The organism is Burkholderia sp. 3C, assembly GCF_054589155.1.
Map to the genome: position 1 here is coordinate 366,510 of NZ_BAAILN010000044.1, position 19,631 is coordinate 386,140.

At 66.8% G+C, this 19,631-nt stretch carries 20 protein-coding genes; 8 read left to right on the top strand and 12 right to left on the bottom strand.

Going from position 1 to position 19,631, the window contains the following annotated elements:
- The 8 genes from fabF to ACYP33_RS08030 all read right to left on the bottom strand — a co-directional run.
- Positions 1-1,236, bottom strand: a 1,236-nt coding sequence (gene fabF / locus ACYP33_RS07995; RefSeq protein WP_414444288.1) for a beta-ketoacyl-ACP synthase II, incomplete at its 3' end; no start/stop codon positions are given.
- A 161-nt stretch (positions 1,237-1,397) separates the two neighbouring features.
- A complete protein-coding gene (gene acpP / locus ACYP33_RS08000) occupies positions 1,398-1,637 on the bottom strand; it encodes an acyl carrier protein (protein ID WP_012735022.1) in 240 nt (79 codons plus the stop codon).
- A gap of 145 nt (positions 1,638-1,782) precedes the next feature.
- Positions 1,783-2,532, bottom strand: a complete 750-nt coding sequence (gene fabG / locus ACYP33_RS08005; RefSeq protein ID WP_414444287.1) for a 3-oxoacyl-ACP reductase FabG — start codon at positions 2,530-2,532, stop codon at positions 1,783-1,785.
- Between the two features lie 32 nt (positions 2,533-2,564).
- Complete coding sequence (fabD, locus tag ACYP33_RS08010) at positions 2,565-3,497, bottom strand: ACP S-malonyltransferase (protein ID WP_459620853.1); 933 nt, start codon at positions 3,495-3,497, stop codon at positions 2,565-2,567.
- Between the two features lie 67 nt (positions 3,498-3,564).
- Complete coding sequence (locus ACYP33_RS08015) at positions 3,565-4,554, bottom strand: beta-ketoacyl-ACP synthase III (protein WP_414444285.1); 990 nt, start codon at positions 4,552-4,554, stop codon at positions 3,565-3,567.
- Positions 4,555-5,661: a phosphate acyltransferase PlsX gene (gene plsX, locus ACYP33_RS08020; RefSeq protein ID WP_414444284.1), complete on the bottom strand. Its 1,107-nt coding sequence runs from the start codon at positions 5,659-5,661 to the stop codon at positions 4,555-4,557. It abuts the gene before it with no gap.
- A gap of 134 nt (positions 5,662-5,795) precedes the next feature.
- Complete coding sequence (rpmF, locus tag ACYP33_RS08025; RefSeq protein ID WP_010105341.1) at positions 5,796-5,975, bottom strand: 50S ribosomal protein L32; 180 nt, start codon at positions 5,973-5,975, stop codon at positions 5,796-5,798.
- A gap of 97 nt (positions 5,976-6,072) precedes the next feature.
- Positions 6,073-6,717, bottom strand: a complete 645-nt coding sequence (locus tag ACYP33_RS08030; RefSeq protein ID WP_459620856.1) for a DUF177 domain-containing protein — start codon at positions 6,715-6,717, stop codon at positions 6,073-6,075.
- Positions 6,718-6,959: 242 nt separating this feature from the next.
- Between ACYP33_RS08030 and ACYP33_RS08035 the strand changes: the two genes are divergently transcribed.
- Both ACYP33_RS08035 and ACYP33_RS08040 read left to right on the top strand, forming a co-directional pair.
- Complete coding sequence (locus tag ACYP33_RS08035) at positions 6,960-7,586, top strand: Maf-like protein (protein ID WP_459620858.1); 627 nt, start codon at positions 6,960-6,962, stop codon at positions 7,584-7,586.
- Positions 7,583-8,305, top strand: coding sequence for an SAM-dependent methyltransferase (locus tag ACYP33_RS08040; RefSeq protein WP_459620860.1), 723 nt, complete (start codon positions 7,583-7,585; stop codon positions 8,303-8,305). Before ACYP33_RS08035 ends, ACYP33_RS08040 begins: the two co-directional genes overlap by 4 nt.
- Positions 8,306-8,356: 51 nt before the next feature.
- Here ACYP33_RS08040 and ACYP33_RS08045 read toward each other — a convergent pair whose 3' ends face one another.
- The 4 genes from ACYP33_RS08045 to ACYP33_RS08060 are packed head-to-tail and all read right to left on the bottom strand — an operon-like array spanning position 8,357 to position 11,441.
- A complete protein-coding gene (locus ACYP33_RS08045; RefSeq protein WP_459620862.1) occupies positions 8,357-9,361 on the bottom strand; it encodes a S49 family peptidase in 1,005 nt (334 codons plus the stop codon).
- Between the two features lie 30 nt (positions 9,362-9,391).
- On the bottom strand, positions 9,392-9,775 hold the full coding sequence (locus ACYP33_RS08050) for a Rieske (2Fe-2S) protein (RefSeq protein ID WP_414444279.1): 384 nt from the start codon (positions 9,773-9,775) through the stop codon (positions 9,392-9,394).
- Complete coding sequence (locus tag ACYP33_RS08055; RefSeq protein WP_414450106.1) at positions 9,772-10,431, bottom strand: HAD-IA family hydrolase; 660 nt, start codon at positions 10,429-10,431, stop codon at positions 9,772-9,774. The genes ACYP33_RS08050 and ACYP33_RS08055 overlap by 4 nt, the downstream gene beginning before the upstream one ends.
- 5 nt (positions 10,432-10,436) lie before the next feature.
- Positions 10,437-11,441 (bottom strand): RluA family pseudouridine synthase, encoded by a 1,005-nt coding sequence (locus ACYP33_RS08060; RefSeq protein ID WP_459620864.1) that lies wholly within the window; start codon positions 11,439-11,441, stop codon positions 10,437-10,439.
- Positions 11,442-12,162: 721 nt separating this feature from the next.
- Here ACYP33_RS08060 and ACYP33_RS08065 point away from each other — a divergent pair.
- The 6 genes from ACYP33_RS08065 to ACYP33_RS08090 all read left to right on the top strand — a co-directional run bounded on the left by ACYP33_RS08065 (position 12,163) and on the right by ACYP33_RS08090 (position 19,609).
- On the top strand, positions 12,163-15,432 hold the full coding sequence (locus ACYP33_RS08065) for an Rne/Rng family ribonuclease (RefSeq protein WP_459620866.1): 3,270 nt from the start codon (positions 12,163-12,165) through the stop codon (positions 15,430-15,432).
- 203 nt (positions 15,433-15,635) lie between these two features.
- Positions 15,636-16,748 (top strand): GTP 3',8-cyclase MoaA, encoded by a 1,113-nt coding sequence (gene moaA / locus ACYP33_RS08070; protein WP_459620868.1) that lies wholly within the window; start codon positions 15,636-15,638, stop codon positions 16,746-16,748.
- A 109-nt stretch (positions 16,749-16,857) separates the two neighbouring features.
- Entirely contained in the window at positions 16,858-17,412 is a 555-nt protein-coding gene (mobA, locus tag ACYP33_RS08075; protein WP_459621075.1) for a molybdenum cofactor guanylyltransferase MobA, read from the top strand.
- 97 nt (positions 17,413-17,509) lie between these two features.
- Complete coding sequence (moeA, locus tag ACYP33_RS08080; protein ID WP_459620870.1) at positions 17,510-18,799, top strand: molybdopterin molybdotransferase MoeA; 1,290 nt, start codon at positions 17,510-17,512, stop codon at positions 18,797-18,799.
- A gap of 43 nt (positions 18,800-18,842) precedes the next feature.
- A complete protein-coding gene (locus ACYP33_RS08085; protein ID WP_414444272.1) occupies positions 18,843-19,118 on the top strand; it encodes a hypothetical protein in 276 nt (91 codons plus the stop codon).
- 56 nt (positions 19,119-19,174) lie between these two features.
- Positions 19,175-19,609, top strand: coding sequence for an N-acetyltransferase family protein (locus tag ACYP33_RS08090; RefSeq protein WP_459621077.1), 435 nt, complete (start codon positions 19,175-19,177; stop codon positions 19,607-19,609).
- Positions 19,610-19,631 lie beyond the last annotated feature (22 nt).

Genomic DNA, 19,631 nt, shown 5'->3' on the forward strand with positions numbered 1-19,631 from the left:
GGCGCGCTTGAAAACCAGCGTGCCGTTAGTCCCGCCAAAGCCGAAGGAGTTCTTCAGCGCGACATCAATCTTCATGTCGCGCGCTTCGTTCGCGCAGTAATCGAGATCGCATGCCGGATCCTGATCGAAGATGTTGATGGTCGGCGGCGACACCTGGTTGTGCACGGCAAGCACCGTGAACACCGATTCGAGGCCGCCCGCCCCGCCCAGCAAGTGGCCCGTCATCGACTTCGTCGAGTTGACCACCATCTGCTTGGCGCGATCGCCGAACGCACGCTTGATACCGGTCGTTTCGGCCAGATCGCCGAGTTGCGTCGACGTGCCGTGCGCGTTCAGGTAATCGACCTGATCGACGTTGATGCCGGCGTTGCGCAGCGCAGCCAGCATGCAGCGGCGGGCGCCGTCGCCGTCTTCGAGCGGTGCGGTCATGTGATAAGCGTCGCCGCTCATGCCGTAGCCGCTGATTTCGGCGTAGATCTTCGCGCCGCGTGCCTTGGCGTGCTCGTACTCCTCGAGCACCATCACGCCCGCACCTTCGCCGAGCACGAAGCCGTCGCGATCCTTGTCCCACGGACGGCTCGCCGTCGCCGGATCGTCGTTGCGCTGCGACAACGCACGCGCGGCCGCGAAGCCGCCGATGCCGAGCGGCGACACGGTGGCTTCCGCGCCGCCCGCGATCATCACGTCGGCGTCGCCGTATTCGATCATGCGCGAGGCCTCGCCGATGCAGTGCAGGCCGGTGGTACAGGCCGTCACGATGGCGAGATTCGGGCCTTTCAGACCGAACTTGATCGACAGATGGCCCGAGATCATGTTGATGATCGAGGCCGGTACGAAGAACGGCGAAATCCGGCGCGGGCCGCGGTTCAGCAGCTCGGTTTGCGTGACTTCGATCATCGGCAGACCGCCGATGCCCGAGCCGACGATCACGCCGATGCGCTCGGCGTTTTCCTCGTTCACTTCCAGGCCGCAGTCCTTCATGGCCTGCATGCCTGCCGCGATGCCGTAATGGATGAAGGTATCCATGTGACGCGCTTCTTTCGCGGGCAGGTAGTCTTCGACGTTGAAGCCTTTCACCTCGCCCGCAAAGCGGGTCGAGTAGTTCGTTGCATCGAACTTGGTGATGTTGGCAATGCCGGACTTCCCGGCGACGAGATTGGCCCACCCGTCGGCAACATTATTGCCAACAGGCGAGATCAGCCCAAGGCCTGTAACAACAACTCGACGGCGGCTCACGGTACCCTCTTTTCCATAGGATGACAAAAACAGAAGCCACAGGGGCCGCAGGAACCAGCCCTGCGAGCCCTGTGGCTGTTAGCGCGGCCGGCAAGCGTGCCGGCGGCGAGATCTGGCGCCCATGCAGCGTTTCGACAACGTTGCAAGTGGCGTTGCCTTGGTTAGGCCTTGACGTTCGCGCGAGCGTAGTCGATCGCTTGCTGAACCGTCGTGATCTTTTCGGCCTCTTCGTCCGGGATTTCCATGCCGAACTCGTCTTCGAGCGCCATCACCAGCTCGACGGTGTCGAGCGAGTCTGCGCCGAGGTCGTTCACGAACGAAGCTTCGTTCTTGATTTCGCCTTCGGCCACGCCCAGTTGCTCGGCGACGATCTTCTTGACACGTTGTTCGATGTTGTCCATTACCCCTCCGAGGGAAGTTTGAGATTTACAAGTGCGCGCATTTTATCAGGTTTGATGCCTCCAAAAATGCGCGCCGGCATTGCGGTTCGACAGGCGCCGACAGCGCCTCCATCCGACATACGGCGCGGATGGTAAACGAATTCCGTTACGACATGTACATACCGCCGTTCACATGCAGCGTCGTGCCGGTGATATACCCGGCGAGCGGCGAGGCGAGGAACGCGACGGCGTGAGCGATATCGTCGGTGCTGCCGAGGCGCCCGAGCGGAATCTGGGTTTTCAGTGCGGCCTGCTGTTCTTCGGGCAGCGACTTGGTCATGTCGGTATCGATGAAGCCCGGCGCCACGCAATTGACGGTGATGCCGCGGCTGCCGATTTCACGTGCCAGCGCACGTGTGAGGCCGGCCACGCCGGCCTTGGCGGCCGCGTAGTTGGCCTGGCCCGGATTGCCGAGCGAGCCCACCACCGACGTGATGTTGATGATGCGGCCGCCACGGGCCTTCATCATCGGGCGCAGCACGCCGCGCGACAGGCGGAACACCGATTTCAGGTTGGTGTCGATCACGGCGTCCCAGTCGTCGTCCTTCATGCGCATCGCCAGTTGATCCTGGGTGATGCCGGCATTGTTGACGAGGATGTCGAGACGGCCGAATTCCTTGACGACGGAATCGATCAGCGCATCGCTCGACGCGGCGTCGTTTACGTTCAGCACCGCACCGCGGCCGGCCAGGCCGGCTTCGCCGAGCGCCGCGCCGATGCCTTCGGCGCCCGCTTCGCTGGTGGCCGTGCCGATCACCGTCGCGCCCTGGCGTGCGAGTTCGAGCGCGATCGCCCGACCGATGCCGCGCGACGCGCCGGTGACGATCGCCACCTGTTTGTCGAGAGTCTTGTCCATGTTGTTCCGTGAATCGGATGAATCGGAATGCGTCAGGCGGTGACGAGCTTGAGCACGTCGTCGAGCGTCGCCGGATCGTACACGGCAGCGCCCATCAGTTCGCCATCGATGCGCTTGGTCAGGCCCATCAGCACCTTGCCCGGCCCGCATTCGACCAGATGCGTGACGCCCGTGCCCGCGATATGCCGGACGCATTCGACCCAGCGCACCGGGCCTGCCGCCTGGCGCACCAGCGCATCCTTGATGGCGGCCGGATCCGACACGACGGCAACGTCGATGTTGTTGACCACGGGAATATGCGGCGCGGCGATCGTGACGCCGGCCAGGTAGTCGCGCAGTTGATCCGAGGCCGGCTTGAGCAGCGACGAATGGAACGGCGCCGACACCGCCAGCGGCAGCGCGCGCTTCGCGCCCTTCGCCTTGGCGACTTCGCAGGCCTTCTCGACCGCGGCCTTGGTGCCGGCGATCACGACCTGCGCGGGTGCGTTGAAATTGACGGCTTCGACCACGCCGGCCACCGACGCCTCGGCGCACACCGCGCGCACCGTGTCGTCGTCGAGGCCGAGGATCGCGGCCATGCCGCCCTCGCCGACCGGCACGGCGCTTTGCATGGCCTGTGCGCGGAAACGCACCAACGGCACGGCGTCGCGAAACGCGAGCGCGCCCGAGGCGACCAGCGCCGTGTATTCGCCAAGGCTATGGCCCGCGACGATCGACGGCGCCGGGCCGCCGGCCTGTTGCCAGGCGCGATAGCACGCGTAGGCGGCCGTCAGCATCACGGGCTGCGTGTTGGTGGTGAGGTTCAGTTCTTCGGCCGGGCCTTCGGCGATCAGCTTGCCGAGATCCTGGTTCAGCGCATCGGACGCCTCCTGGACCGTTTCGCGCACCACGGCGAGCTCGGCGAATGCGTTGAGCATGCCGACCGCTTGCGAACCCTGCCCCGGAAAAACAAATGCAAATTTCATCTCGTCCTCGTTTGATTCGTTCGAACGACGCGCCGGCCTGGGCGCGCCCGGTGAAGCGCGGCTCCGCTCAGAAGCGGAACACCGATGCGCCCCACGTGAAGCCGCCGCCGACGCCTTCGACCAGCACGGTCTGGCCGCGCTGGATGCGGCCGTCGCGCACCGCCACGTCGAACGCGAGCGGGATCGATGCGGCGGACGTGTTGCCGTGTTCGCCGACGGTGACGACCATGCGCTCCTGCGGCAAGCCGAGCTTGCGGCAAGTGCTGGTCATGATACGGATATTCGCCTGGTGCGGAATCAGCCAATCGACCTGGTCGGGCGTCAGATTCGCCTTCTCCAGCGCTTCCACGGCCACCTTCTCCAGCACGTTCACGGCGAGCTTGAACACCGCCTGGCCGTCCATGTGAAGAAACGCGCTGCCCGCGATCACGCCGCCGTTCACGTTGCCCGGCGTGCAGAGGATGTGCGAGTAGCTGCCGTCGGCGTGCAGTGCGCTGCCGAGGATGCCCGGCTCTTCCGAGGCGGACAGCACGACCGCGCCGGCGCCGTCGCCGAACAGCACGCAGGTGGTGCGGTCCTTGAAATCGAGGATGCGCGAGAAGGTTTCGGCGCCGATCACCAGCGCGTTGCGATGCTGGCCGCTGCGGATGAAGCTGTCGGCCGTCGCCAGCGCATAGGCGAAACCCGAGCACACGGCCTGCACGTCGAACGCGGCGCCGCCGTTGCGGATGCCGAGCTTGTTCTGCAGCAGGCAGGCGGTGCTGGGAAAGACGAAATCGGGTGTGGAGGTGGCGACGATGATCAGGTCGATCGACTGCGGATCGATATCGGCCGCTTCGATCGCGCGCTGCGCGGCGATCAGGGCGAGATCGCTGGTCGTGACGTCGGGATCGGCGAAATGGCGCGTATGGATGCCGGTGCGCGCGACGATCCATTCATCGCTGGTTTCGATGCCGTCTTTCGCGAGGCGGTCGGCGAGCGCCTGATTCGTGACGCGGTTGGGCGGCAGGTAGCTGCCCGTGCCGAGCACGCGGGAATAGAGAGTCGATTGGGCCATTTATGCTTTGGAGGACAAACCGGCAGAAGGTTCGGCCTGCTGGCCTGCAGACGGTGCTGCCTGACCGGCCCCGCCCGCGTCGTGACCGCTTTCGCCAAGCGGCATCGCGTTTTCCGCCATGGCCCGGGAAAGGCGCTCCAGCACGCCATTTTTGACCGCATCATACCCGCGTTTGATAGCCCACTCAAACGCGTAGGCATCGGCGGAACCGTGGCTCTTGATCACCAGGCCGCGCAGGCCGAGCAGCGCCGCGCCGTTGTATTGGCGGTGGTCGACGCGCTTCTTGAAGCGCATCAGCACCGGCAGCGCGAGGATCGCCATCAGCTTGCTGGGGAGCGAACGGCTGAACTCTTCCTTGATGATGTTGGCGAGCATCTGCGCGAGGCCTTCGGACGTCTTCAGGGCGACATTGCCGACGAAACCGTCGCAAACGATCACGTCGACCGTGCCCTTGTAGATGTCGTTGCCTTCCACGTTGCCGCGGAAATTGAGCGTGCTGGTACGCAGCAGCTCGCCGGCGCGCTTGATGGTCTCGTTGCCCTTGATCACCTCTTCGCCGATGTTGAGCAGGCCGATGCTCGGGCGCTCCTTGCCTTCGAGGGCGGCGACCAGCGCGTGCCCCATTTCGGCGAACTGGAGAAGGTGCTGAGGCTCGCAATCGACGTTGGCGCCGAGGTCGAGCATCATCGTGTAGCCGGACGGATTCGGCAGCGCCGAGGCGATGGCGGGCCGTTCGATGCCGGGCAGCGTCTTGAGCACGTAGCGCGACACGGCCATCAACGCACCGGTGTTGCCGGCCGAGATGCAGGCCTGGGCGGCGCCGTCCTTGACGTGATTGAGCGCGACGCGCATCGAGGAATCTTTCTTCCTGCGCAGCGCGACTTCGACGGGATCGTCCATCGCCACCACTTCGGTCGCCGCGACGATCGACAGCGAAGGATCGTCGAGCGCCTTGAGCTTCTTCAGCTGGGAGCGGATGGCCGAATCGAGGCCGACCAGCATCAGGTGCGCATCGGGATGCGCACGGACAAACTTGACTGCCGCGGGAACGGTCACGGACGGGCCGTGGTCGCCTCCCATGCAATCGATCGTGAGCTTTACTGTCATGGAGTGCGACGAATTTCAGGCACAAAAAAGCGGCAGTTGAATGCCGCCTTCTTGTTGAGCCAGGAAAGTGTCAAGCGAACCGGGCGTCACGCGTGTCCCCCTGCAATGGTGCGGGCGGGCGCGACGCAAGGTGCTTAGTCGTTCTTCGTCTTGACGACTTTCTTGCCGCGATAGTAGCCGTTCGGGCTGATGTGGTGACGCATATGCACTTCACCCGTGCTCGGCTCGACGGCCAGGGGCGTCGTCGTCAGGAAATCGTGCGAACGGTGCATGCCGCGCTTCGACGGCGACTTCTTGTTTTGCTGAACTGCCATGACTAACTCCTAAAAATTTTCCGGATTCTAACACAGCCCGAATCGGCGCTATCCATCCAGGCACTCCCGCCCGACGCCTTCCCGTGCTCCACCTACGTCAGTGTTTCTTGTCGCCGTCCCGCTTCAGCGCTTCGAGCGCCGCGAACGGATTGGGCCGCTCATCGCCGGGCACCTCGCCGCCTTCGGATTCTTCATCGAGATCCTCGGTATCGGTGGCGGGACCGCTCACCCCCGATACGAGACTTTCGTGAACCGACGGACAGCTTTCGTGCTTCGGAACGAGCGGCAACGAGAGCAACAGCTCTTCCTCGATCAAGTCGACGAGATCGAACTGGCGCGAACCCACGATCACATCGACTTCATCGGTCTCATCGAGCGGAATGGCTTCCGCTTCTTCTTCGGTTGCAACAATTCGATACAGCATGTCGACATCGAAGGCCTGCTGATACGGGGCCATGCAGCGCTGGCATCCGAGCCACGCGGTGCCGTGCAGCGCGAGGCGCAGATACGGCTGGGCCAGCTCGCTGCCGTCTTCCTGCAGTTCCGCTTGCGTCGAGCCTTCCACCTGCCACGTGAACGTGGTGTCGCGGTCTGGCGCGTCGGCCGGCACTTCGTTTAACATGCGCGGCAGTTGCGAGAGCCGCACCGCGCCTGCCGATTGCCGCCCGCTGCGGGCGAATTCGAACAGGTCGACGAGATGCGGATCGAGCGACACCGCAGGTTTGCCAGAAGAGGAATTCATGTGCGCTCCCGCGTTGTTCGCTTGGCTTTCACCTTGCTTTTGCCGACATCGCCGAACCCGAATCGACCGGCGGACCGAGACACAGGCCTGGCCGCTTTGCCGCTCGGGCCCTTGCGCCGATCGATCGAACCGATCAGCATCGCTGCCGATGAAAAGCGCAAAACTATATCCGTTTTATCTTTTCGAGTCAATCACTTAACCTGCCGCGCTGCGCAAGCCCGCGACGCCGCTTCCGACGCCCCATGATGACCACGTTTTCCCGCCCGCCCAGGCTGATCCTGGCGTCCAGTTCGCGCTACCGGCGCGAACTGCTCGAACGCCTGAAAATCCCGTTCGATGTCGTCACACCCGATCTCGACGAAACCCCGCAAGACGGCGAAACACCGGCCGACACTGCGCTGCGGCTCGCCGCCGCCAAGGCGCGCGCCGTCGCCGGTCAGCTCGATGCGCCCGACGGCGCGATCGTGATCGGCTCCGACCAGGTCGCCACCTTCGACGGCCGCCAGATCGGCAAACCGGGCAACCACGAACGCGCGCTCGAACAATTGCAGGCGATGCGCGGTCGCGAAGTCGAATTTCATAGCGCCCTATGCGTTTTCGACAGCCGCAACGGCCACACGCAGATCGAGGACGTGATCACGCGCGTGCGCTTTCGCTCGCTGTCCGACGCCGAACTCGATGCCTACCTGCGCGCCGAAACGCCCTACGACGTGGCCGGCAGCGCGAAATCGGAAGGGCTCGGCATCGCCCTGCTCGACGCGATCGATTCAAACGACCCGACCGCGCTGATCGGCCTGCCGCTGATCGCGCTGACGCGCATGTTGCGCGAAGCGGGCCTGCCGCTGGTCGGCGCGGAGGTGCGGGCATGAGCGCCGGTACGCTGTATCTGATCCCGAACACGCTCGGCGACGGCGATGACGCGATGCTGGCCGCCGTGTTGCCCGCGGCCGTGCAGGCGCGCGCCGCCTCGCTCGGTTATTACATCGGCGAGAACGCCAAGACCACCCGCGTGTTCCTGAAGAAAGTCGGCGTCGAACGGCCGATCCAGGAAATCGAGATCCGCGAGTTGAACGTCAAGACGCCGGCCGGCGAGATCGAGCGCCTGCTCGCGCCGATCCTGGCCGGCGCAGACGCCGGGCTGGTGTCGGAGGCGGGCTGCCCCGCCGTCGCCGATCCGGGCGCGCTGCTGGTGCGCCGCGCCCACGAGCGCGGCGTGAAGGTGGTGCCGCTGGTCGGCCCCAGCTCGATCCTGCTGGCGTTGATGGCCTCGGGCCTGAACGGCCAGACCTTCGCGTTTCACGGCTACCTGCCGGTCGATGCCGCCGCGCGCGCCAAACGGCTGCGCGAGCTCGAACAGCAATCGCGCAAAGGCAGGGAAACGGAGATTTTCATCGAGACGCCGTACCGCAACCAGGCGATGCTGGAGACGCTGATCGCGACCTGCGCGCCGTCCACGTTGATCTGCGTGGCGGCCGACCTGACGCTGGAGACGGAAACCATCGTCAGCCGCAGCGCGGCCGACTGGAAGAAGAAACCGGCGCCAAATCTGCAGAAACGGCCCGCGATCTTCCTGTTGCTGGCGAACTGACGCGTTTGGCCGGGCGCGCTGACGCGGTCCGGCCAAACGCATTGCCGGCGATCAGCGCAGCGTGATGCCGCCCGCCGACAGCGCCGACTTCACCGCCCCGCCCCCGATCGCCGCGCCGAACTTGCGCGCCACGCGGTTGCCGAGGCTTTCCTTGACTGTGTAATCGACGATATCGGGCGCCTTCAGCACGTCGCGCGCGACGCTGTCGGTGGTGCCGAAGCCGTCGGCCAGCCCCAGTTCGACGCTCTTCGCGCCAGTCCAGAACAGGCCCGAGAACAGATCCGGCGAATCGTGCAGGCGCTTGCCGCGGCCATCCTTCACGGCCTTGATGAACTGCGCGTGGATCTCGTCGAGCATCTCCTGCGCGTGCGCGTCCATCTTCGGCGTTTCCGGCGAGAACGGATCGAAGAAGCCCTTGTTCTCGCCCGATGTGTGCAGGCGGCGCTGGACGCCGAGCTTGTCCATCAGCCCCGTGAAGCCGAAGCCGTCCATCAGCACGCCGATCGAGCCGACGATGCTGGCCTGATTGACGTAGATGCGATCGGCCGCCGCTGCGATGTAGTAACCGCCCGAGGCGCACATGTCGCTGACCACCACGTAGAGCGGCTTGGCCGGGTATTTCTTGCGCAGCCGGTGGATCTCGTCGTAGACGATGCCGGCCTGCACCGGGCTGCCGCCCGGGCTGTTGATGCGCAACACCACGCCGACCGTGCCCGAATCGGAGAACGCGTCGTCGAGCGACGAATTGATGTCTTCCGCGTTGGCGTTGGTGCCGGCGGCGATTTCGCCGTCGATCGTCACGAGCGCCGTGTGACGGCTGCTCGACAGCTTGCCGTCGTTGGAAAAATCGAAGATCGCGAACACCAGCCCGATCACCACCACGAGCCACAGGAAACGGAAGCCGATCCGCCAGCGGCGCGCCGCGCGCTGCTCGACGATCGCGGCCATTGCAATGCGTTCGAGCGCGGTGCGCTCCCAGGTGGGCTCGTGCAGCGGTTGGCGGCCTGCGTCACGCTCGGCGCCGGGTGCATCGGGGGGAGTCGTTTGGTCGGTCATGCGGGAAGCCAGTGAGGGTCGGGAAATCGGTCAGGAAGCCTGCGGCAGCAGCTCGGCGTCGGGCAGCCAGTAGACGGCGCGGCCCTCGGGCGCATCGCGCTCGTCCACCTCGACGGCCCGCAGCCGCGCGCCGCGGCACGGCCCGCCGACGCATTTGCCGGTATCGGGGGTGTAGATCGCGCCATGGGTGGCGCACATCAGATAGAGGCCGGACGATTCGAAGAACTGGCCCTCGTTCCAGTCCAGCTCCATCGGCACATGCGCGCAGCGGTTCAGGTAGCCGTAGGCACGGCCGTCGTAGCGCACGAAGAACACCACGACCGCCTCGCCGCGCAACGTGGCCGGCACCCGGATGCCCGCGCCGCCGTCGACGAGGGCGGCCGACGCGCAGACGAATACGGCCTCGCCGCTCATGCGTGTTCGCGCAGCCAGCCGGCCAGCGCGCCGACATCGTCGGCAAGAAAACGCGGCGACAGCGCCGCCAGCGATTCGGCCGGATGCGCACCGTAGGCAACGCCGATACCGGCCGCGCCGGCGCTGGCCGCCATCTGCAGATCGTGGGTGGTGTCGCCGATCATGACGGTGCGCGCCAGATCCTGCCCCAGTTCGCGGCTCAGTTCGTGCAGCATGGCCGGATGCGGCTTGGAGAAGGTTTCGTCGGCGCAGCGCGTGCCATCGAAAAAGCGCGTGAGCTTGGTTTCGTCGAGCGCGCGGTTCAGGCCCACGCGGCCCTTGCCGGTGGCCACGGCCAACAGGTAGCCGGTGTCGCGCAACTCTTCGAGCATCTCGCGCACGCCGGCGAACAGCTCGATGCGCTGATCCTTCACCAGATAGTGGAACCGGTACCGCTCGGCGAGCTTCGCGTAGTGGGACGGATCGAGCGTGGGCGCGGCGATCGCCAGCGCGTCACGCAGGCCGAGGCCGATCACGTAGCGCGCGGCGTCGTCGGACGGCGCCGGCAGGCCGAGATCGCGGCAGGCCGCCTGGATGCTCAGCGCGATGTGCGCCGTCGAATCCATCAGCGTGCCATCCCAGTCGAAAACGATCAGGTCAAATTGCTGTCGGGACATGCGGTTCATGCGCCGGAAGCGCGCAGTTCGTTGAGTTGGTCGAGAAAGCGCCGGCATTCGTCGGGCAGCGGCGCGTCGAACTGCAGCGTGTCGCCGGACAGCGGATGCACGAGCTTCAGGCGATAGGCGTGCAGGAACATGCGCTTCAGCGAAGGGCGCGCGTTCGCACGCGCCAACGCCTTGTTCAGGGCGAAATCGCCGTACTTCGCGTCGCCGGCGATCGGCAGCCCAAGGTGGGCCAAGTGTACGCGGATCTGGTGGGTCCGACCCGTTTTCAGCTCCGCTTCGAGAAATGCATAGCCGGGCCAACTGTCGATCAGGTTGAACACGGTGTGCGACGACACGCCGTCGTCCTGCACGCGCACGCGGCGCTCGCCGTCGGGCGTCAAATACTTGAACAGCGGCGCCTTGACGGCCCGCCGGCGCCCCCAGTCGGGCGCCCACTCGCCATGGCCGCAGGCGTAGTAACGCTTGTCCATGCGATTTTCGCGGATCTGCTCGTGCAGCCCGACCAGTGCCGAGCGCTTCTTGGCCAGCATCAGGATGCCCGAGGTTTCGCGGTCGAGCCGATGCACCAGTTCAAGGAACTTGGCCGTGGGCCGTGCCGCGCGCATTTGCTCGATCACGCCGAACGATACGCCGCTGCCGCCGTGCACCGCCACACCGGCCGGCTTGTTGATGACGACCATCGCGTCGTCCTCGAACAGGATCTCGAATTCGGCGGCCGGCACCGGGGCGGACTCTTGCGCGGCATCCGGTGTGGCGAGCCGGATCGGCGGAATTCGCACGACGTCGCCATAGGCCAGCCGATACTGGGCATCGATCCGGCCCTTGTTGACACGAACCTCGCCACTGCGCAGGATGCGATAGATGTGACTTTTTGGCACGCCCTTACAGACGCGCAACAGGAAGTTGTCGATACGTTGACCGGCAGAATCATCACCGATCTCGACCATGGAAACCTGACCGCTCTCGACCGATTTCTGGGATATTTTGCCTAACTCATTCATACTGAATATAATTTTGCCGAGCTTTCCGCTGCGTGCGGCCGGATCGGCCGGTTTCGGGCGGATTGCGAAGGGCGCAAGCGCAAACCGCTATTTTACTTGCGCCAGGGGTCTGCTGCTCACCCTTGCATAAAAGAGAAGCAGCAAAAGTTGCACGCACGGCACTTCATCCCGGCAAGGATCGCGCCCACAGGCGGATTCGGTCGGAAGCGTGCCGCGGTAACGGAATGTTGGACAAAAAGAATTTAATTGGCAGCGGCAGACCGGCACGATTCAGGCCGGCCGCGCTGCCGGTTGCGATTATGACGGCGTGCGCCACCCCAGGTTTCGCGAAGCGTGCGAAGCCGGCGACGTCAAACCAGGGTAGAACACCCCAGGCGGGAAAGTCGGGCTGGATTCGATACTCCCCGCTGCGGCCTGGCCGCAGCACATGCCGCCCAGCAGCGTCGCGCGCAACTTGCGCCGCGTACTGCGTGGCATTGCCCGGTTACAGGCTTAGCGCGCCGCATGGCGCGCGGAGTGGTCATCCGTGCTTTGAAGCCGCATTCGCAGGTGCCCCTGGCTGCCGGCCGGTCGTATCGGCCCGCGCCTGATCAGGCAATTCTCCCGCCATCGTTCCCGCTCCAGCGTGCTTGTGACAACACAACAAGGCGCGGCCTGTCTTCGCACGCGTTCCGCCTGACAAGCGAAACGCGCCGCCGGCAGCGCCGCCTGGAGTCGTTCAATGAAACGCATGCTGTTCAATGCGACGCAGCAGGAAGAACTGCGCGTCGCCATCGTCGATGGGCAGAAGCTCATCGACATCGACATCGAAACCGCCGGCCGCGAACAGCGCAAAGGCAATATCTACAAGGGCGTGATCACGCGCATCGAGCCCTCGCTCGAAGCGTGCTTCGTCAACTACGGCGAAGATCGCCACGGCTTCCTGCCGTTCAAGGAAGTCGCGCGCCAGTACTTCCGCGACGGCGTCGACATGCGCTCCGCGCGCATCCAGGACGCCCTGCGCGAAGGCCAGGAACTGATCGTTCAGGTCGAGAAGGAAGAACGTGGCAACAAGGGCGCCGCCCTGACCACCTTCATCTCGCTGGCCGGCCGTTACCTCGTGCTGATGCCGAACAACCCGCGCGGCGGCGGCGTGTCGCGCCGCATCGAGGGCGACGAGCGTCAGGAACTGCGCGAAACCATGGCGCAGCTCGAAATCCCCGAAGGGATGAGCATGATCGCCCGCACCGCGGGCATCGGCCGCAGCGCCGAAGAACTGCAATGGGACCTGAACTACCTGCTGCAGCTCTGGCATGCGATCGAGGCTGCGTCGAAGAGCGGCCACAACGGCCAGCCGATGCTGATCTATCTCGAATCGAGCCTCGTGATTCGCGCGATCCGGGACTATTTCCAGCCCGATATCGGCGAAATTCTGATCGACACCAACGAAATCCATGACCAGGCCCGCGCCTTCATGGACATCGTGATGCCGGACAACGTCGGCAAGGTGAAGCGCTACCACGACGACGTCCCGCTGTTCTCGCGCTTCCAGATCGAACACCAGATCGAAACGGCGTACTCGCGCACGGTGCCGCTGCCCTCGGGCGGCGCGATCGTGATCGACCACACCGAAGCGCTGGTGGCGATCGACGTGAACTCGGCCCGCGCCACCAAGGGTGCGGACATCGAGGAAACGGCCACCCGCACCAACCTCGAAGCCGCCGATGAAGTGGCGCGCCAGTTGCGCCTGCGCGACCTCGGCGGCCTGATCGTGATCGATTTCATCGACATGGAATCGGCCAAGAGCCAGCGTGAAGTCGAGCAACGCCTGAAAGATGCGCTCAAGCACGACCGTGCGCGCGTGCAGATGGGCAAGATCTCGCGCTTCGGCCTGATGGAACTGTCGCGTCAGCGCCTGCGTCCGGCGCTGTCGGAAGGCAGCCATGTGACCTGCCCGCGCTGTAACGGCACCGGCCACATCCGCGATACGGAATCCTCGGCGCTGCAAGTGCTGCGGATCATCCAGGAAGAGGCGATGAAGGAGAACACCGCGGCGATCCATTGCCAGGTGCCCGTCGAAGTCACGGCCTTCCTGCTGAACGAAAAGCGTCAGGAAATCAACAAGATCGAGTCGCGCTTCAAGGTCGGCATCGTGCTGATCCCGAACAAGCACCTCGATACGCCGCACTACAAGCTCGAACGCCTGCGTCACGACGACGCTCGCCTCGACGACCCGCGCGCCTCGTGGAAGATGGCCGAGGAAGCGGCCCGCGAACTGGAATCGGAAACCGGTTACAGCAAGCGCGATACCGAAGCGAAGCCGAAGCAGGAAGCCGCCGTCAAGGGCATCACGCCGGCCAGCCCGGCGCCGAGCGCAGCACCGCAACGCGAAGCCGCACCGGCTCCGGTTGCCGCCCCGGCTCCGGCCGCGGTGGCCGCACCGGCCGGCGGTGGTTTCTTCGGCTGGATCAAGAGCCTGTTCGGCGCGGCGCCTACGCCCGCTCCGGCACCGGAACCGGTCAAGGAAGCAGCGGCACCGGCCCGTCCGGCCCGCGAACGCGGCGAGAAATCCGAGCGCGGTGAGCGCGGCGGCGATCGCAGCCGCAACGGCAACCGCCGTGGCCAGCAAGCCGGCACGCGCGACGCCCAGCCCGCCGTGACCGGCGGCCGTCAGCCGCAGCAGCCGCGCGGCGAGCGCGAAGGCAAGGAAACCCGCGAACCGCGCGAACAACGCGAACCGCGTGAGGCCCGCGAAGGCCGTGGCAACCGCGAACCGCGCGAGGCACGTGAAGGTCGCGAAGGCCGTGAGGGTCGCGAAGTCCGCGAACCGCGCGAGCCGCGTGAACAACGCGAACCGCGTGAGGCCCGTGAAGCCCGTGAGCCGCGCGAGAATCGTGAACCGCGCGAACGCGCCGTGACGGCCGACGATGCAGCGGAAACGCCGCGTCAGGAACGTCGCGAACGTGGCGAGCGCGGTGAACGCCGCAAGGCCGTGCCGCACGCCGCCACGCTCGAAACCGTCAACCGCGGCGAAGCCCACGCCGAGACGGACGAGAACGCAGCGCAACTGGATGCATCGGGTGCGGACTTCGCCGCCGACGCCGAAGCCGGCGCACGCGACGGTGAAGAACGCCGCCGCCGCCGCCGCGGCCGTCGTGGTGGTCGTCGCGATCGTGAAGAAGGCGCAGCAGGCGCACAGGACGGCGTGGAAGGTTCGGAAGGCGCAGAGCAAGCCGAAGCCGGTCATGCCGAGCACGCACCGGTGGTGGCCGCCGTCGCAACCGTGACGGCCGCAACCGCCGCCGTGGCGGTCGAAGCCGTTGCCGCACACGCAGAAGCCGCACCGGCTCCGGCCGAAGCAGCAGCACCGGAAGCCCCGGCGCCGGCGATTTCGCCTGCCGCCGCGCGGGAAGCCGTCGCACCGGCCCCGGTCGTCGAAACCGAACCGGCTCCGGAACCGGCCGTGCTGGCCACGCCGGCACCGGTCGAAGCCGCACCGGCCGCCGAGCCCGTCCAGGCGGAACCGGCTCCGGCCGCCGCCGAACCGGTCAGCGAAGCCCCGGCTCCGGTCGAAGCGCCTGCTGCCGAAGCCGCGCCGGTCGTCGAAACCGCGCCGGTCGTCGAAGCGGTTCCGGCCCCGGCCGAAGCACCGGCTGCCGTCGAACCGGCCGCGTCGCCCGCCGCCGCTCCGGCACCGGCTCCGGTGGAGGCCGCGCAGGTCGCCGCTGAACCGGCACCGGCTCCGGTCGCTGAAGTCGCGCCGCAAGTGCCCGCTGCCGTCGAAACGCAGCAACCGGCTCCGGCTGCCGCACCCGCAGCAGCCGTCGGCATCGAAGCCGCGCTGGACGCCGCCGGCCTGACCTGGGTGAACACGGATGCCGACAAGCTCCGTGCCGCGCAGGAAGCCGCGTCGCGCCTCGCCGCGCCGGTGCGCGCCCAGCGTGAACGCAAGGTGCTGCCGCCGGTCGATTCGGCGCCGATGCAGCAGGTCGAAACCCACACGCAGCAATAAGTCGCACCGGGTTTCGCCCCCCAAACCCGCCCTTCCGAGGGCGGGTTTTTTTATGTCTACCGGCTTGCAGCGTTGACAGGCGCGGCTGTGCATCGCCGTCTGTGCTCTTTTTCTACGGGTTTCCGTGCGCCGGCCCGATCGGCGCGTTGCCGCTAAAATAGACGTCTGAACGTTCCCACGAATTCGCACCCGATTCATCCGCCATGTCCCGACGCATCATCCCGCTCATCGACGCCAGCAGCATCCCGGATCTGTCCGGCGCCCTGCTCGCTCCGAACGGCACGCTGCGCGACGCGCTCGCGCGGCCGCTGCGGGACCTGCGCATCTCGGTCACCGATCGCTGCAACTTCCGCTGCGTCTACTGCATGCCGCGCGACGTGTTCGACAAGGACTATCCGTTTCTGCCGCACAGCGCGCTGCTCTCGCTCGAGGAACTGGAACGCACGGCGCGCCTGTTCGTCGCGCACGGCGTGGAGAAAATCCGCATCACCGGCGGCGAGCCGCTGCTGCGCAAGAACCTCGAATTCCTGATCGAACGGCTCGCGCGAATGGAAACGGTGGACGGCCACCCGCTCGACCTGACCCTGACGACCAACGGCTCGCTGCTGGCGCGCAAGGCACGCAGCCTGCGCGACGCCGGGCTGTCGCGCGTCACCGTCAGCCTCGACGCGCTCGACGACACGCTGTTCCGTCGCATGAACGATGCCGATTTCGCGAGCGCCGACGTGCTCGAAGGCATCTTCGCCGCGCAGGCGGCCGGGCTGGAGCCGGTCAAGGTCAACATGGTGGTCAAGCGCGGCACCAACGACGCCGAAATCCTGCCGATGGCGCGTCGCTTCCGGCACACCGGCGTGGTGCTGCGCTTCATCGAATACATGGACGTCGGCAGCTCGAATGGCTGGAACATGACCGACGTGCTGCCGTCAGCCGACGTGTTGAAACGCATCGACGCCGAATTCCCGCTCGTGCCGCTCGACGCCCACACGCCCGGTGAAACCGCCCAGCGCTGGGCCTACGCCGACGGCGGCGGCGAAATCGGCCTGATCTCCAGCGTGACGCGCGCGTTCTGCGGCGATTGCACGCGCGCGCGCCTGTCGACCGAAGGCAAGCTGTACACGTGCCTGTTCGGCACCTCGGGCCACGATCTGCGCGGGCTGCTGCGCAACGGCGCGTCCGATGCGCAAATCTCCAGCGCCATCGCGCGCATCTGGCACGCGCGCGACGACCGCTATTCGCAATTGCGCGGCACCAGCCAGGCCAAAGCGCCGGCCGAGGGCCATGCGCCGCGTGTCGAGATGTCCTATATCGGCGGCTGACCGCCGCTCCGCCACGCCCGTGCCGCCCTCCGATTCGTCCACGCCCCCGAGTGCCGCTCGGCACGCCACGCTGACCGGCCTGCTGCTCGCAGGTGGCCAGGGTTCGCGCATGGGCGGCGTCGACAAGGGCCTGCAACCGCTGCACGGCGAACCGCTCGCGCAGCATGTGCTGCGCCGGCTCGCGCCGCAAACTAGCGCCTGCCTGATCAGCGCGAACCGCAACCCCGAGGTCTATCTCGCGCTCGGCCAGCCCTACGGCGCGCGCGTCGTGGCCGATGCGACGCCCGGCTTCGCGGGGCCGCTCGCCGGGCTGCTGGCCGGGCTGCGCGCCGCGCCCACGCCGCTGGTGCTGACGGCGCCATGCGACACGCCGTATCTGCCGCTCGACCTGGCCGTGCGCCTGCTGGCCGCGCGCGAGGCGCACGCCGCCGAGATCGCCGTCGCTTTGTCGATCGGCGCCGACGGCACGCGCCACGCGCAGCCGACCTTCGCGCTGGTGCCCGCCGCGCTCGCCGACGACCTCGACGCCGCACTGGCGGCCGGAGAGCGGCGTGTGCGCGCGTGGTACGCACGCCACACGGCCGTCGAAGTGCCATTTCACGACGAGCGCGCGTTTTACAATGCCAATTCTTTGCAGGAATTGACCCGCCTCGAGCGCGAATGACGCCGGCACGGCCATTCCGGCCCGCCGCACCCGCTGCCGCCGCAGCACGCCATCGCCCACCGGCGCGAACCGTCCGCCTCGCGGCGCCTCACCAGCCATGACCACGCATCCGTCGCCCGCCGCTCCGAACTCCGAAACCTTGTCCGTCGATGCCGCGCGCGCGCTTGCACTGAGCCTTGCCGCGCCGGTCGAGGGCACGGAGCCGGTCGCGCTCGACGCCGCACTCGGCCGTGTGCTGGCCGAGGCGATCGCCTCGCCGCTCGACGTGCCGGCCTATGACAACTCGGCGATGGACGGCTATGCGTTCGACGGCGCGGCGCTCGTGGCCGCCGTGGCAAACGGCGGCGAACTGGCGTTGACGGTGGCCGGCACCGCGCTGGCCGGCCATCCGCATCCGGGTGCGACGCCTGCCGGCGCCTGCGTCCGGATCATGACCGGCGCACCGATGCCGGCCGGCTGCGACACCGTGATTCCGCAGGAACGCGTCGACCTGAGCACACACGCCATCGCGCGCTTCGCGGCGAACGCCGTGGCGCGCGGCGCAAACTGCCGGCGCGCCGGCGAGGATCTCGCCCACGGCGCCACCGTGCTCGACGCCGGTCGCATCGTGCGCCCGGCCGACCTCGGCCTGCTGGCCTCGCTCGGCATCGATCGCGTGCTGGTGCGGCGGCGCTTGCGCGTGGCCTGCCTGTCGACCGGCGACGAATTGCGCGCGCCGGGCGAGCCGCTCGGCGCGGGCGGACGTTACGACAGCAACCGCGCGATCCTGTTCGGCATGCTCGCCACGCTCGGCGTGGAAACGATCGACGGCGGCATCGTCCGCGACGATCCGGCCGCGCTCGAAGCGGCGCTGCGCGACGCGGCCACGCGGGCCGACGTGGTCATCACCTCGGGTGGCGTGTCGGTGGGCGACGCCGATTTCACGCGCGACCTGCTCGGCAAGCTCGGCCACGTGCATTTCGCGAGCCTCGCGATGCGCCCCGGCCGGCCGCTCGCCTGCGGCCAGCTCGACGCCTGCGCACCGGGCGCTCGTGCCGCGCTGTTCTTCGGCCTGCCCGGCAACCCGGTAGCGGTCGCCGCCACGTTCCAGGTGATCGTGCGCGACGCGCTGCTGGCCTGCATGGGCGCGCAGCCGGAACCGGCCGCGCGCTACCCGGCCCGCGCGCTCGACGCGATCGACACGCGCACGGGCCGCACCGATTTCCTGCGCGGCATCGCCACGCGCGACACCGATGGCCACTGGCAAGTCGCCCCGGCAGGCTCGCAAAGTTCGGCATCGCTGAAAGGCCTCAGCGACGCGAATTGCTTCATCGTGATCGGCGCGGCGCACGCTCGCGTCGAAGCCGGCGAGACGGTCGAGATTCTGCCGTTCGCCGGCGCACTCTAAAATTCAATATTTCCTGCACTAGCACTTACGGGGCAACTCGACTATGAAAAAGCAAATTACCTCGATCGCGGCGGGGCAGACGGCCAAGGCGCTGATCCTCGTGTACCTGACGTTCAGCGTGCCGATCGTGCTGCTCGGCATTCTCGTCGCGTTCGTGCGTTATGGGTCGGTCGAGTTGAGCACGATCTTCAGCGCGCTGCTGCTGAACGCGATCATCGGCTTCGTGCTGCTGTGGATTGCCTGCCACGCCTACAACTGGGTGGCCTCGCGCTTCGGCGGCATCGAGATCGTGCTGTCCGACGTTCAGGAAGAAGCGTGAGCACGGCGGCCATCCGCGCCGCCCAACCCGGCGATGCCGCCGCGCTGGTCGCGCTGATGCGCGAGTTGGCCGAGTTCGAATCGTTGACGCACCTGTTCGTCGCAACCGAGGCCGATCTCGACGACGCACTGTTCGGGCCGAACCCGGCCGCGGGCGCGCTGGTCGCGACGCAAGATGGCGCCGTGGTGGGCTACGCGCTGTATTTCCAGAACTATTCGACGTTCCTCGGCAAGCGCGGGCTGTATCTCGAAGATCTCTACGTGCAGCCGGCCTGCCGTGGCACCGGCCTCGGCACGCGGTTGCTGCGCGCGCTGGCGGCCCTGGCGGTGGAGCGGCGCTGCGGGCGCTTCGAATGGACCGTGCTCGACTGGAACCAGCCGGCCATCGATTTCTACGAACGGCTCGGCGCGACGGTACTGCCCGATTGGCGCGTGGTGCGCGTGACGGGCGAGCAGCTCGAAGCGCTGGCCAAGCCGGCCGGCAACAACTGACACGGACCAACACGGCGCACCG

Coding starts and splice junctions, on each gene's coding strand:
- acpP (WP_012735022.1), bottom strand. CDS start 1,637: ATGGACAACATCGAACAACGTGTCAAGAAGATCGTCGCCGAGCAACTG.
- fabG (WP_414444287.1), bottom strand. CDS start 2,532: ATGGACAAGACTCTCGACAAACAGGTGGCGATCGTCACCGGCGCGTCG.
- fabD (WP_459620853.1), bottom strand. CDS start 3,497: ATGAAATTTGCATTTGTTTTTCCGGGGCAGGGTTCGCAAGCGGTCGGC.
- ACYP33_RS08015 (WP_414444285.1), bottom strand. CDS start 4,554: ATGGCCCAATCGACTCTCTATTCCCGCGTGCTCGGCACGGGCAGCTAC.
- plsX (WP_414444284.1), bottom strand. CDS start 5,661: ATGACAGTAAAGCTCACGATCGATTGCATGGGAGGCGACCACGGCCCG.
- rpmF (WP_010105341.1), bottom strand. CDS start 5,975: ATGGCAGTTCAGCAAAACAAGAAGTCGCCGTCGAAGCGCGGCATGCAC.
- ACYP33_RS08030 (WP_459620856.1), bottom strand. CDS start 6,717: ATGAATTCCTCTTCTGGCAAACCTGCGGTGTCGCTCGATCCGCATCTC.
- ACYP33_RS08035 (WP_459620858.1), top strand. CDS start 6,960: ATGATGACCACGTTTTCCCGCCCGCCCAGGCTGATCCTGGCGTCCAGT.
- ACYP33_RS08040 (WP_459620860.1), top strand. CDS start 7,583: ATGAGCGCCGGTACGCTGTATCTGATCCCGAACACGCTCGGCGACGGC.
- ACYP33_RS08045 (WP_459620862.1), bottom strand. CDS start 9,361: ATGACCGACCAAACGACTCCCCCCGATGCACCCGGCGCCGAGCGTGAC.
- ACYP33_RS08050 (WP_414444279.1), bottom strand. CDS start 9,775: ATGAGCGGCGAGGCCGTATTCGTCTGCGCGTCGGCCGCCCTCGTCGAC.
- ACYP33_RS08055 (WP_414450106.1), bottom strand. CDS start 10,431: ATGTCCCGACAGCAATTTGACCTGATCGTTTTCGACTGGGATGGCACG.
- ACYP33_RS08060 (WP_459620864.1), bottom strand. CDS start 11,441: ATGAATGAGTTAGGCAAAATATCCCAGAAATCGGTCGAGAGCGGTCAG.
- ACYP33_RS08065 (WP_459620866.1), top strand. CDS start 12,163: ATGAAACGCATGCTGTTCAATGCGACGCAGCAGGAAGAACTGCGCGTC.
- moaA (WP_459620868.1), top strand. CDS start 15,636: ATGTCCCGACGCATCATCCCGCTCATCGACGCCAGCAGCATCCCGGAT.
- mobA (WP_459621075.1), top strand. CDS start 16,858: ATGGGCGGCGTCGACAAGGGCCTGCAACCGCTGCACGGCGAACCGCTC.
- moeA (WP_459620870.1), top strand. CDS start 17,510: ATGACCACGCATCCGTCGCCCGCCGCTCCGAACTCCGAAACCTTGTCC.
- ACYP33_RS08085 (WP_414444272.1), top strand. CDS start 18,843: ATGAAAAAGCAAATTACCTCGATCGCGGCGGGGCAGACGGCCAAGGCG.
- ACYP33_RS08090 (WP_459621077.1), top strand. CDS start 19,175: ATGCGCGAGTTGGCCGAGTTCGAATCGTTGACGCACCTGTTCGTCGCA.